Origin of the sequence: Pseudomonas putida (assembly GCF_002741075.1) — a bacterium.
GTDB classification, from domain to species: Bacteria; Pseudomonadota; Gammaproteobacteria; order Pseudomonadales; family Pseudomonadaceae; genus Aquipseudomonas; species Aquipseudomonas putida_T.
The window spans coordinates 2,454,624-2,467,366 of sequence record NZ_CP016634.1 but is presented as its reverse complement, the minus strand read 5'-3'; the positions used below and the strand labels follow the sequence as shown (position 1 = coordinate 2,467,366).

12 protein-coding genes are annotated in these 12,743 nt (G+C 65.7%); 10 read left to right on the top strand and 2 right to left on the bottom strand.

The window, feature by feature from the left end:
- Window positions 1–115: 115 nt before the first annotated feature.
- On the bottom strand, window positions 116–682 hold the full coding sequence (locus tag IEC33019_RS11455; RefSeq protein ID WP_244509723.1) for a hypothetical protein: 567 nt from the start codon (window positions 680–682) through the stop codon (window positions 116–118).
- A gap of 239 nt (window positions 683–921) precedes the next feature.
- Between IEC33019_RS11455 and IEC33019_RS11450 the strand changes: the two genes are divergently transcribed.
- The 6 genes from IEC33019_RS11450 (at window position 922) to IEC33019_RS11425 (ending at window position 6,323) form a co-directional block, all read left to right on the top strand.
- The gene (locus tag IEC33019_RS11450; RefSeq protein ID WP_070091824.1) at window positions 922–1,902 is read left to right on the top strand and encodes a quinone oxidoreductase family protein; all 981 of its coding nucleotides are present in this window, start codon (window positions 922–924) and stop codon (window positions 1,900–1,902) included.
- 13 nt (window positions 1,903–1,915) lie between these two features.
- Complete coding sequence (locus IEC33019_RS11445; protein ID WP_070091823.1) at window positions 1,916–2,764, top strand: TauD/TfdA dioxygenase family protein; 849 nt, start codon at window positions 1,916–1,918, stop codon at window positions 2,762–2,764.
- A gap of 55 nt (window positions 2,765–2,819) precedes the next feature.
- Window positions 2,820–3,872 carry a 3-keto-5-aminohexanoate cleavage protein gene (locus IEC33019_RS11440; protein WP_070091822.1) on the top strand — a complete coding sequence of 351 codons (1,053 nt, stop codon included), beginning with the start codon at window positions 2,820–2,822 and terminating at the stop codon, window positions 3,870–3,872.
- 185 nt (window positions 3,873–4,057) lie between these two features.
- Window positions 4,058–5,365, top strand: a complete 1,308-nt coding sequence (locus tag IEC33019_RS11435; protein WP_070091821.1) for an MFS transporter — start codon at window positions 4,058–4,060, stop codon at window positions 5,363–5,365.
- Complete coding sequence (locus IEC33019_RS11430) at window positions 5,362–6,003, top strand: DsbA family oxidoreductase (RefSeq protein ID WP_070091820.1); 642 nt, start codon at window positions 5,362–5,364, stop codon at window positions 6,001–6,003. Before IEC33019_RS11435 ends, IEC33019_RS11430 begins: the two co-directional genes overlap by 4 nt.
- Window positions 6,000–6,323: a Rieske (2Fe-2S) protein gene (locus IEC33019_RS11425; RefSeq protein WP_070091819.1), complete on the top strand. Its 324-nt coding sequence runs from the start codon at window positions 6,000–6,002 to the stop codon at window positions 6,321–6,323. Before IEC33019_RS11430 ends, IEC33019_RS11425 begins: the two co-directional genes overlap by 4 nt.
- 31 nt (window positions 6,324–6,354) lie before the next feature.
- On the opposite strand, the gene IEC33019_RS11420 is transcribed toward IEC33019_RS11425, so the two are convergent.
- The gene (locus tag IEC33019_RS11420; RefSeq protein ID WP_070091818.1) at window positions 6,355–7,368 is read right to left on the bottom strand and encodes an AraC family transcriptional regulator; all 1,014 of its coding nucleotides are present in this window, start codon (window positions 7,366–7,368) and stop codon (window positions 6,355–6,357) included.
- Window positions 7,369–7,644: 276 nt separating this feature from the next.
- Here IEC33019_RS11420 and IEC33019_RS11415 point away from each other — a divergent pair, with 276 nt between their 5' ends.
- The 4 genes from IEC33019_RS11415 (at window position 7,645) to IEC33019_RS11400 (ending at window position 12,730) form a co-directional block, all read left to right on the top strand.
- On the top strand, window positions 7,645–8,211 hold the full coding sequence (locus tag IEC33019_RS11415) for an RBBP9/YdeN family alpha/beta hydrolase (RefSeq protein ID WP_070091817.1): 567 nt from the start codon (window positions 7,645–7,647) through the stop codon (window positions 8,209–8,211).
- Between the two features lie 76 nt (window positions 8,212–8,287).
- Window positions 8,288–10,222 carry a DUF1302 domain-containing protein gene (locus IEC33019_RS11410; protein WP_070091816.1) on the top strand — a complete coding sequence of 645 codons (1,935 nt, stop codon included), beginning with the start codon at window positions 8,288–8,290 and terminating at the stop codon, window positions 10,220–10,222.
- A gap of 17 nt (window positions 10,223–10,239) precedes the next feature.
- Entirely contained in the window at window positions 10,240–11,601 is a 1,362-nt protein-coding gene (locus IEC33019_RS11405) for a DUF1329 domain-containing protein (RefSeq protein ID WP_070091815.1), read from the top strand.
- Between the two features lie 61 nt (window positions 11,602–11,662).
- Window positions 11,663–12,730, top strand: coding sequence for a WD40/YVTN/BNR-like repeat-containing protein (locus tag IEC33019_RS11400; protein ID WP_070091814.1), 1,068 nt, complete (start codon window positions 11,663–11,665; stop codon window positions 12,728–12,730).
- The last annotated feature ends 13 nt before the right edge of the window (window positions 12,731–12,743 follow it).

Below are 12,743 nucleotides of genomic sequence, written 5' to 3'. Positions count from 1 at the left end.
CGCGAAGCTAGGGCACCGGCTGTGCCGGTGTTCGCGGGTAAACCCGCTCCCACAGGTACCGCGTCGCGCTTGAATCGGTGGAAACCTGCAAGGGGCTGCCAGGCAGCCCCCGACGTCAGCGCGAGGTCTCGACGCGCAGCACTTCGGTGTAGATGGCATCGACCGTCTGGCCGACCTTGAGGTTCTTCATGCGGGCCTGAAGGTCGGGGTTCTCGACCTTGACCACCTGCACTTTGCCTTCCGGCGGCAGCAGGGTCACTTCATGGTTCTTCAGGTCGATCTTGCTGATCTTGGAGGTGACCTTGACCTGGCGGAACGCCTCGCCGCCGGGGTTGGGGTTGTCCTTGGTGGCGCGAATGGTGCCGGACTCCTCGCTCATCTTCGGCGCGCCGCCGACCTCGGTATTGAGTTCGTAGGCGACCGCCCGGGTCACGTAGATGTCCACGTTGTCCCCCACCTTGAGGTTGGGCAGGGCCTTGGCTTTCTCAGTGAGCTGGAAGGTCACGGGTTTCTTGTTGGGGCCTTCGACGGTGACCTGGTAATTCGGCGCATCGATCGCCAACACATGAGTGGAGACGTGGCTTTCCAGGGCTTCACTGCCCAGCGGCAGCGGGTCTGCAACGGCGGTGAAACTGGCGGCGCAGGTTAGCGAGGCAAGGGCGAGGGAGCGAGTGAATTTCATCGGGCTTCTTTCCATGTCGTCGATTCCGGTTAGGCGTGCGCTGCGCACGCGCCTACCAAGCATAGCCAGCGACTGGCGATGTGCCTGCCACGAAGATGGCCCGTGACGAAGCGTCGCACGCTGTCACCAAATGAAAATCCCGTGTCGTCGGATGCGAAGCACCTGGCGGGCGCAGCGCTTAGAGTCCAATCAACCTGAACTGACGCAGTGCGTCCAGATCGATCGATTGGAGTGAGAGCATGGCCAAAGTCGTACGCTTCTATGAACCTGGCGGTCCCGAGGTATTGCGCTATGAAGATGCCGAGGTCGGTGAACCCGGACCGGGCCAGGTGCGTTTGCGCCATGTGGCGGTGGGCCTGAACTACGCCGATACGTATTTTCGCAATGGCACCTATCCGATCCCGATGCCTAACGGCATCGGCGTCGAGGCGGCCGGCGTGGTGCAGGCGGTAGGCGAGGGCGTGACCGGCGTGGTGGTGGGCGACCGGGTGACCTACACCGGCTTTCTCAACACCCTGGGCGCCTACTGCACCGAGCGCCTGATCCCGGCCAATGCGCTGATCAAACTGCCAGAAACCATCGCCTTCGAAACCGCGGCGGCCATGACCATGCGTGGCCTGACCTCGGCCTACCTGATGCGCCGGCTGTACGACTTCAAGCCCGGTGACACGGTGCTGCTGCACGCCGCTGCCGGTGGTGTCGGCCTGATCGTCTCGCAGTGGGCCAAGCTGTTGGGCGTGAACGTGATCGGCACGGTGTCCACCGAAGCCAAGGCCGAGCTTGCCCGCGCCCACGGCTGCACCCACACCATCAACTACAGCGTCGAGGATGTGGCCAGGCGCGTGCGCGAACTCACCGATGGGGTCGGTGTGAACGTGGTGTTCGACAGCGTTGGCCGCAGCACCTTCATGGCCTCGCTCGACTCGCTCAAGCGTCGCGGGCTGATGGTCTGCGTCGGCACCGCCTCCGGCACCATAGAGCCGTTCGACCCGCAGTTGCTGGCGATCAAGGGTTCCCTGCACCTGACCCGCCCGGCGCTGGCCGACTACATCGCCGATCCGGCCGAGAAGGCCGATCTTGCCGGCGAGCTGTTCGACCATGTCAGCAGCGGTCGCATCAAGATCGAGATCAACCAGCACTACGCCTTGCAGGACGCGGTCCAGGCCCATCGTGACCTGGAAGCACGCAAAACCACCGGCTCGTCGATCTTCATCATCTGAAGAGGGCAACACCATGCACGTAGAACAACTGACCTGCGCCATCGGTGCCGAGCTGATCGGGGTCAAGCTGGCGGACGCGATCCACGACGATGGTCTGTTCGAGCAGATCCGTGCGCAATTGCTCAAGCACCGCGTGCTGTTCCTGCGCGACCAGGCCATCACCCGCGCCGAGCACGTGGCCTTCGCCCGGCGCTTCGGTGAGCTGGAGGACCACCCGGTGGCCGGCAGCGACCCGGACCACCCAGGCCTGGTGCAGATCTACAAGCGCCCCGACCAGCCGGCCGACCGCTACGAAAACGCCTGGCACACCGACGCCACCTGGCGCGAGGCCCCGCCCATGGGCTGTGTGCTGCGCTGCGTGGAGTGCCCGCCGGTAGGGGGCGACACCATGTGGGCGAACATGGTGCTGGCCTATCAGAACCTGCCGGACGATGTGAAAGCCAAGATCGAGGGCCTGCGCGCGCGCCACAGTATCGAGGCGAGCTTCGGTGCCGCCATGGCGCTGGAAAAACGCCTGGCCTTGAAGGCCCAGTACCCCGACGCCGAGCATCCGGTGGTGCGCACCCACCCGGAAACCGGGGAGCAGGTGCTGTTCGTCAATGCCTTCACCACTCATTTCACCAACTACCACACCCCGCAGCGGGTGCGCTTCGGCCAGGATGCCAACCCCGGTGCCGGGGACCTGCTGCGCTATCTGGTCAGCCAGGCCTACCTGCCCGAGTACCAGGTCCGCTGGCGCTGGTCGCCGGGCAGCATCGCCCTCTGGGACAACCGTAGCACCCAGCATTACGCGGTCATGGACTACCCGCCTTGTCACCGCAAGATGGAGCGGGCCGGGATCAAGGGCGATCGCACTTTCTGAGTCACCCGCCGCCGGCTGGCGGCACCAGGACAATAACAATAGCGAGGACTACTTCATGCAATTCTTCGACGACTCGTTGCACCCGGAAAACATGGAAAAGGTGGTGGTCACCGTGGCCCCTTATGGCCCGGAGTGGATGCCCGAAGACTTCCCCGAGGACATTCCGCTGACCATGGACGAGCAGGTGCAAAAGGCAGTCGACTGCTACGAGGCCGGCGCCACCGTGCTGCACCTGCACGTGCGTGAGCTGGACGGCAAGGGCTCCAAGCGCCTGTCCAAGTTCAACGAGCTGATCGCCGGCGTGCGTGAAGCGGTGCCGGACATGATCATCCAAGTGGGCGGCTCGATTTCCTTTGCCCCGGAGAGCGAGGGCGAGGCGGCCAAGTGGCTGTCCGACGACACCCGGCACATGCTGGCCGAACTGACGCCCAAGCCCGACCAGGTGACGGTGGCGATCAACACCACCCAGATGAACATCATGGAGCTGCTGTACCCCGAGTACCTCGAAGGCACTTCCCTGGCCCACCCGGCCATCCAGGCGGCCTACAGCGAAATGACCGTGCCAGCCGGGCCGGCCTGGGTGCGTGAGCACCTGCGTCGCCTGCAGGCCAGCAACATCCAGCCGCACTTCCAGCTGACCGGCATGCACGCCCTGGAAACCCTCGAGCGCATCGTGCGTCGGGGCGACTACATGGGCCCGCTGAACCTGACCTGGATCGGCATCGGCGGCGGTTTCGACGGCCCTAACCCGTTCAACTTCTTCAACTTCATCCACCGCGCGCCGGATGGCTGCACCCTGACCGCCGAATCGCTGCTCAAGAACGTGCTGCCGTTCAATACCATGGCATTGGCCATGGGCCTGCACCCGCGCTGTGGTAACGAAGACACCATCATCGACCAGCACGGCAAGCGCTTCACCTCGGTGCAGCAGATCCAGCAGACCGTGCGCGTGGCCCACGAGCTGGGCCGGGAAATCGCTACCGGCAAAGAGGCACGCGCCATCTATCGCATTGGCGAGCAGTACAGCAGCATCGAGCAGACACTCCAGGCCAACGGCATGGCGCCCAACCGCCAGCCCGGGCGCAAGGGCGTGCCGCAGCGCGCCTGATGGCGTGTGGCCCCTGTAGAGGCGGCCTTGCGGCCCGAAAGATTGACGTCGCTGCAATGATGGCTTGGGCTGCTTTGCAGCCCTTTCTCGACGCAAGGCCGCGCCTTTAGAGGCGGCCCAGGTTTTTTGGCTTCATCTCATAACAACAAAAACAACATCCACGCCAGATACCCCAAGGAGGCACCATGGCCGCCTATCTCGCCAGCGCCGCAGACGATGACGCTGACACTTCCCGTGGCATATCCAGGCGCTATGCCTGGGTGGTCTTTGCCCTGACCTTTGGCCTGTTGATCTCTGACTACATGTCGCGACAGGTACTCAATGCGGTCTTTCCTCTGCTCAAGCAAGAATGGGTCCTGAGTGACAGCCAGCTGGGGCTGCTCAGCGGCATCGTCGCGCTGATGGTGGGGCTTCTGACCTTTCCGCTGTCGTTGCTTGCCGACCGCTTCGGCCGGGTCCGCAGCCTGGTACTGATGGCCGTGCTCTGGAGCCTGGCCACCTTGGGCTGTGCGCTGGCGCAGAACTACCCGCAGATGTTCATCGCGCGGTTTCTGGTGGGGGTGGGCGAGGCTGCCTATGGCAGCGTCGGCATCGCCGTGGTGGTCGCGGTATTCCCCCGCGACATGCGCGCCACCTTGGCCGGCGCCTTCATGGCCGGCGGCATGTTCGGCTCGGTACTGGGCATGGCCCTGGGCGGGGTGCTGGCCGAGCACTTCGGCTGGCGCTGGTCGTTCGCCGGCATGGCGCTGTTCGGGCTGCTGCTGGCCCTGATCTACCCCCTGGTGGTCAAGGAGGCCAAGGTCGCACCCCGGCGGCTGGACAAGGCCCTGTGCAAGGCAGCCCGGCCGCTGCGCACCCTGTACAGCAGCCGCTCGGTGATCGCCGCCTATGTCGGCAGCGGCCTGCAGCTGTTCGTTGGCGGCACGGTGATCGTGTGGATGCCCAGCTACCTGAGCCGCTACTACGCCATGGGCACCGACCGGGCCGGGGTGATCGCCGCGATCATTGTGCTGTGCAGCGGTGTGGGCATGATCCTCTGCGCCATGCTCTGCGACCGCCTGGGGCGGGTACGCCAGGACCGCAAGATCAGCCTGGCCATCGCTTATTGCCTGGGCAGTTGCCTGCTGCTGTCGATGGCCTTCGCCTTGCCCACGGGCACGGCGCAACTGGTGCTGATCTGCCTGGGGATGATGGTCGCGGCGGGCACCAGCGGGCCGTCCAGCGCCATGGTCGCCAACCTGACTCACTATTCGGTGCACGGCACGGCGTTCGCCACCCTGACCCTGGCCAACAACCTGCTGGGGCTGGCCACCGGGCCGCTGATCACTGGCCGCGTATCCGATGTGCTTGGCCTGCACGCGTCGATGCAGCTGGTGCCGCTGATGAGCCTTGGCGCTGCGCTGGTGTTCCTCATCGCCAAGCGTCACTACCACCGGGACATGGCCCGTCTGCAGGACAACGAGCCGACCCTGGTCCCCGGAGCGCAGCCATGATGCAGACGGTGACGTTGGACGTGTTCTTCGACTTCATCTGCCCGTGGTGCCTGATTGGCCAGCGCCACTTGGACCAGGCCCTGGCGCGGTTGCGTCGCGAGCAGCCGCAGCGCCAGGTCCGGGTGCACTGGCGGGGTGTGCAGTTGCTGCCTGGTCTCCCTGCTGAAGGGGTGCCGTTCGAGGCGTTCTACCGCGAGCGGCTGGGCAGCGATGAAGCTGTGCGCCAGCGCCAGGCCCAGGTGCGCGACGCGGCGGGCGCGGTGGGTGAGCACATCGACTTTGCCCGGATCCGGCGCATGCCCAACACCGCCAATGCCCATCGCCTGTTGCAGCGCGTGCAGGCGCTGGGCAACCGGCAACAGGCCGATGCCTTGCTGATGCGATTGTTCGTGGCGTATTTCCATGAAGGGCAGGACTTGGGCGATCGCGCCACCTTGCTCGCCATCGCCCAGGGCTGTGCCCTGATGCCCGCGCAGGTTACCGACTGCCTGCGCGAGGATGCACGGCCGTTCGTGGGCGAGCAGGGGCGGGCGGCGGGTGGGGTGCCGTGCTTTGTGGTCGACCGGCGTCGCGTGGTGTCGGGCGCGCAACCTGCTGATGTGTTGTTCGAGGCCTTGTGCGAGGCGCAGCCGGTATGAGCCGGCGTGTCGCGGTGCCGCCGGGCAAGCTGCCGCCGCGTAACGGCAGGGCTTTGTTCGAGTACCAGGAGAAAAGCCTGGCGTTGTTCGATGTCGAGGGCGTGCTCTATGTCATCGATGACCGTTGCCCGCACCAGGGGGCCTCGCTGTGCGGTGGGCGGCTGGAGGGGCGGACCCTCCAGTGTCGCGCCCATGGGCTTCGCTTCGACCTGGCCAGCGGGTACCTGCTCAATTCCACGGCGCTGAAGGTGGCCCGTTATCCGGTGGAGCGGGAAGGGGAGGCCGTGTTCATCCTGCTTGAGGCTGAGGTGGCCTGCTGATCCCCGGGGCCGCGCAGCGGCCCCAAAAACCTCAATGCGCCGCCGATTGGGGATGCTGGGCCCGCCAGCTGGCCGGTGGCATGCCGAACTGGGCGATGAACCATCGGGTGAAGGAGCTGGGCATCGAATAGCCGAGCATGTCGGCGATGCGTCCCAACGAATAATTGGGGTTTTCCAGGTAGCGCAGCACCAGGTCGCGACGCACGCCGTTGACCAGGTCGCTGAAGGTCACGCCACACTCCTCCAGGCGCCGCTGTAGCGTGCGCACGTTCATGCCTTGGGTCTGCGCCACCTGTTCGATGGTGGCGCGGCCCATGGGCAGCAGCAGGTAGATGGTCTTGCGCATTTCCAGCTCCAGCGACGGTGTACCGCTCGCCTGCAGGGTGTCGAGGTAGCGCTGGGCCAGGCGTGCCATGGCTTCGTTGGCCAGCGGGGTGGTGGTGTCCAGGTCGGTCGCCGGGCACACGATGCCGTTGAACTCGCTGCCGAATACCAGCTTGCAACCGAAGATGCGCCGGTGGATGGTCGGGTCGGCGGGCGCGGAATGGGTGAAGTTGGCGCTGATCGGCCGCCAGTGCGCGCCCAGCAGGGCCGCGCACAGGCGCAGCATCACGCCGATGGCCAGCTCCGTGGCCTGACGGCTGCCGTGGGCGCGGTCGGTGACCACCTCTTCGCGAATGATCACTGTCTTGCCGGCTTCCTCGACATGGATGGCCAAGGCGTCGTTGAGCAAATGCCGATACTGCACGATCACCTGCAAGGCATCGCGCAGGGTGCGCTGGTGGCTGAGCAGCAAGCTGATCTCGCCGAAGTCCGACAGCTGGCGCAGTTCCGCCATGCGCAGGCCGAAGGTTTCGCAGTGGCTGGCCTGTGCCGAAGCCTCCAGCAAGGTGATCACCGTGGCGGCAGGAATGCGCTGGTTGGGGTCGTCCAGAAGGCTGGCGCTGAGCCCGACCTGAGCCAGCAACGCATGGGGGTTGAGCCCCAGATGACGGGACACTTCAAGGTAGTTGGTCAGGCTTGCAGCACGTACGAGGGCGGTCATTTTATTATTTTCCACGCGTTCTCATCAGGTGACCCGCGACGGCCCGCGGGTCTCTTCTTATAGCCCGGGTGTCACCAAATGAGAAGCTGCTGTTGGTCTGGAAATTCCGGCCATTCCCCCGCAAACCAGGCGATGCCGACCCCCGGTGAAGTCGCTGTCATCAAATGAAAAGTCACTGACGCCCAATGTAAAGCGCCTGGCTGGACCGCTCATTACTGTGAGGTCCAACGCGCCCCTGCGACCAGGTGGCGCACCACCCCTGGCTGAGGTGTCGACGTGGAAAAACTGCATACCAACGCGACCGTCCTGATCGTTCCTGGCCTGCGCGAGCACGTTGCCGAGCATTGGCAGACCTTGCTCCACGCACGCCTGGCCAAAGTACGTACGGTGCCGCCGCTCAAGGTCAATGGCCTGGACTGCAATGCCCGGGTCGAGGCGATCCAGCGCGAGATCGAGCAGATCGACGGCGATGTGGTGCTGGTGGCGCACAGCGCCGGGGTGCTGATGGTGGCCCACTGGGCGGCGCGCCATCAGCGGCCGATCAAGGGCGCGCTGCTGGCCGCACCGCCGGACCTGCAGGCCCAGTGGCCGGCCGCCTACCCAAGCCCCGAGCGCCTGCGGGAAAACGGCTGGACGCCGTTGCCGCTCGCTCGGTTGCCGTTCCCCAGCATCGTCGCGGCCAGCAGCAACGATCACCTGGCCAGCCTGGACGCCGCCACTGCCCTGGCCAAGGCCTGGGGCAGTGAGTTGCTGGCGCTGGGCGCGGTCGGTCATCTCAACCCGGCTGCCGGCTTTGGCCCCTGGCCCCAGGCCGAGGCGCTGATCCAACAACTTGACCGCTGATACCGCAACACCGCTTGACCAACGCCCGCGCACGACGGGCGGTGAACAGAACAATAACAATAACCGGAGTCACGCAATGCCCAAGTCACGCACCCACTGTCTGTTGGCCTGCACCGTTGGCCTGCTCACCTTGCCTGGTGCCCAGGCCTTCGAAGTCGATACCGGCCATGAGGACTGGTCCGTTCGCCTGGACAACACCATCAAGTACAACTACGGCGTGCGCACCGAGAGCGCCGACAAGCGCATGCTGGCCACGCCGAACAACAACGACGGCGACTACAACTTCCGCAAGGCCGGCACCACCATCACCAATCGGGTTGACCTGCTGACCGAACTGGATGTGATCTACCAGCAGCGCATGGGCTTTCGTGTCAGCGCTGCCAGCTGGTACGACAAGGCCTACGACAACACCGGTTCCAATTCCAACCCCTTCGTCAACGGCAACGGCGAGCAATCGGGCATCAACCCCAGCCTCAATGGCCTGCCCGGCACCGGTGTGCCGCTGGGCAGCCCGCACCTGAGCAACTACGCCCAGCGTTACTACAGCGGGCCGTCCGGTGAAGTGCTCGATGCGTTCGTGTTCATGCGCACCGAGGTGGGCGAGGCGTCCGAACTCAGCGGCAAGCTCGGCCAGCACAACCTTTTCTGGGGCGAGACCCTGCTCAACCCGGTGCATTCGCTGAGCTATGGGCAGTCCGGCCTGGACCTGGCCAAGCTCGCGGCCTCACCCGGCACCGAGGCCAAGGAGTTGTTCGTGCCGCGCAACCAGCTGTCGGCCTCGTTCCTGGTCAATCCCGAGCTGACCCTGGGCGCCCAGTACTTCCTGGATTGGGACGCCGCGCGGCTGCCGGAAGCGGGCACCTATTACGGCGGCTCGGACCTGGTTGGCGAGGGCGCCCAGAGCTTCCTGCTCGGCCACACCGGTACCCCGGGGCTGATCCCGGTGCAGGGCGCCTTGACCAACATTCGCCGTGGCCACGACCTCACCCCGCGCAAGCGCGGCGACTGGGGCGTCATGGCCAAATGGTCGCCCGAATGGCTGGATGGCACCTTGGGCTTCTACTACCGCAAGAGCTCGGAGATCCTGCCCCAGGCCTGGCTCGATGCCCGCGGCCTGACCGTCGCCCGCGGCCCGTTCGGCAACCCGCCGGCCGGGCTGCCGGGCGCCGTGGGCAACCTGTACAACTCGCTGCAGAGCGCCACGTACCAGTTCGCCTATGCCGACGATATCGACATCTATGGCCTGAGCCTGTCCAAGGACGTCGGTGGCATCAGCGTCGGCAGCGACCTGAACATCCGCCACAACATGCCGCTGTCGAGCATCCCGGCGATCGTCAGCGCGCCTGGTCAGGGCGGGCTGGGCAACGGCTTTGGCCTGTTGCCGCCGCGCCTGCCCAGCAGTGGCGTGGTCTACGAGACCCCACACGATGGCGACAGCATGAGCGCCACCGGCGACACCCTGCACTGGACCCTCAATGGCCTGATGAGCATCGGCGACACGCCACTGTTCGACTCCGCGACCCTGCTGGGCGAGCTGTTCTACAGCAACCTGCTCAAGCTCGATAGCCACAACGAGGCCTTGTACAAGGGCAAGGGCAGCTACCGCGGCATCGACAAGCCCACCCGTGACAACTGGGGTATCGCGGTCAACTTCACCCCCACCTGGTACCAGGTGTTCCCCGGCGTGGACATGAGCCTGCCGCTGTCGATCAACGTCGGCCTGGACGGTGTGTCGCCGGTCCAGGGCGGTGGCGCCGAAGACACTGGCAACTACGCCGTCGGTGTGAGCGCTGCGCTCTACAACCAGTATTTCGTCGATCTCAAATACGTCGACAGCTTCGGCAAGGCCGAGTCCTGCAAGGACGGCCAGACCGACGGCTCGACCCCCAATGCCCTGGATGGTGAGCAGGATTACACCTGCTATGGCGGCGGCTACGCCTCCTTCTCCGGTGGCGGCGCCACCACCGAGGACCGTGGTGCGCTCTACCTGACCCTCAAGACCACCTTCTGAGTACAGGAACTCCAATCATGAAAGCTCTGCACCACACGCTGCTGGCCTCGTGCCTGTCGCTGCTCGCCCTCAATGTCGCCCAGGCGGCAGTCTCGAGTGACCAGGCCGCGCGCCTGGGCACCAGCCTGACGTCGGTGGGGGCCGAAAAGGCTGCCAGCGCCGACGGCAGCATCCCGGCCTACCAGGGCGGCTTGGTCACCCCGCCGGCCAGCTACCAGCAGGGCGCTAGCATGCGCCCGGACCCCTTCGCCAGCGAGAAGCCGCTGCTGGTGATCAACGCTGCCAACGCCGAGCAGTACAAGGCGCAGCTCACCGCCACCACCCTGGAACTGCTCAAGCGCTTCCCGAGCTTCCAGGTGGATGTCTACCCGACCCACCGTACCGTCGCGCTGCCGCAGTCGGTGCTGGACAACACCCTCAAGAACGCCACCGGCGCCCGCAGCCAGGAGGGCGGTACCGCGGTGGACAACGTGCTGCCGGGCATCCCGTTCCCGATTCCGCAAACCGGCGCCGAGGCCATGTGGAACTTCCTGCTGCGCTACCAGGGCGTGAGCATGACCGCCAAATACGACTCCTGGAACGTCGATGCGGCCGGCAAGGCCACCTTGTCCACCACAGGCCAGGCCAACATCAGTTACCCGGTCTATGAAGACATGGGCAAGACCATCGGCGCCAAGGACACTTACTACCAGATGAAACTGGTGTACACCGCTCCAGCCCGCCGCGCCGGCGAAGCGATGATGCTGCGTGACGCCGCCAACCCGCTGGCCCAGCCACGCAGCGCCTGGCAGTACCTGCCGGGCCAGCGCCGAGTGAAGCTGGCGCCGAACCTGGCCTACGACACGCCGAACCCGGGCACTTCGGGCTCGGGCACCTACGATGACGTGTTCGTCTTCAACGGCGCCCTGGACCGCTACGACTGGACCCTCGTGGGCAAGCAGGAAATGTACGTGCCGTACAACACCTACAAGCTGACCTACAACACCGATGTCAGCCAGCTGACCACGCCCAACCACCTGGCGCCGCAGTTCGTGCGCTGGGAGAAGCACCGGGTCTGGGTGGTGGAGGGCAAGCTCAAGGACGGCGCGCGCCACATCTACCACAAGCGTCGCTTCTACCTCGATGAAGACAGCTGGGTCGCCCTGGCCTCGGACCAGTACGACGCCCGTGGCCAGCTATACCGTGGCTCGTTCGCCTTCCTCACCCAGAGCTACGACAAGACCACCCCCGATGCCACGCCGTTCATGATCTACGACCTGATCGGTGGCACCTACAACCTCAATGGCGTGGTCGGTGCCTACGGCGGCATCCGCTACATCGACCCCCTGTCCAAGACCCAATGGTCGCCCGAGTCCCTGGCGGGGGCCGGTATTCGCTGAATGCCTGGGGCCTGCGCGGTTGCCTTGCGCAGGCCCCGTCCGACGAATCGGGAGGTTCGGGATGTCTGTCTTCAAATCAAGCGCCCAGGTGCTGATGCTCTGTGCCGCCCTGCAGGGCCTGGCCCAGGCTGCGCCCTACGTGGATGTGCTGGACCTGCCAGCGATGCCCAGCGCGCTGGCGCCGGTCAGCCCCTTGCGCGATGTGGGCCGTGCCGGAGAGCGGCTGGTGGCGGTCGGTCCGCGTGGGCACATCGTGTATTCCGATGACCACGGCGCGCACTGGCAGCAGGCTCAGGTACCGGTCAGCGCCGACCTCAATGCGGTGAGCTTCCCCACTCCTCGCAGTGGCTGGGCCGTGGGCAACGACGGGGTGATCCTGCACAGCGCCGATGGCGGCGAGCATTGGGAAAAACAACTGGACGGTCGCGTGCTCGCAGCGCAAGTGCTCGCCTGGTACCGCGCCCAGGCCCAGGCCGCTCCGCAGGATGAACGCTGGGCCGCTTGGGTGGCCGAGGGTGAGCGCCTGGTGGCCGAAGGTGCCGACAAGCCGCTGCTGGATGTGTGGTTCACCGATGAACAGCACGGCTTTGCCGTCGGCGTGTTCAATCTGCTGCTGCACACCACTGACGGCGGGCACAGCTGGACGCCCTGGCTCGAGCGCAGCGACAACCCCCAGGGGCTGCACCTGACCAGCCTGGCCCAGATCGACGGTGCGCTGTACATCACCGGCGAGCAGGGCCTGCTGCTCAAGCTCGATGCCGCCGGCCAGCGCTTCACCCGGCTGGCCACGCCTTACAGCGGCACGTTCTTCGGCATCACCGGCAAAGGGGGTGTGCTGCTGGCCTATGGCCTGCGCGGCCATGCCTACCGCAGCACCGATGGCGGCCTGAACTGGCAGCCGGTGAACACGGGCCTGGCCACCAGCCTCACCGCTGCCAGCCTGGACAGCCACGGCCAGTTCTGGCTGTCGAGCCAGGCCGGTGACCTGCTGCAAAGCCTCGATGGGGGCGCCAGTTTCATCCTGGTGCGCCAAGCCTCGCGCACCCCAGTGAGTGCCAGCGCCTTCGACACCGCCTCCGACCTGGTGCTGGTGGGCGAGCGCGGCGTACGCACGCTGGCGCTTCAGTAAGCGCCACCCATAA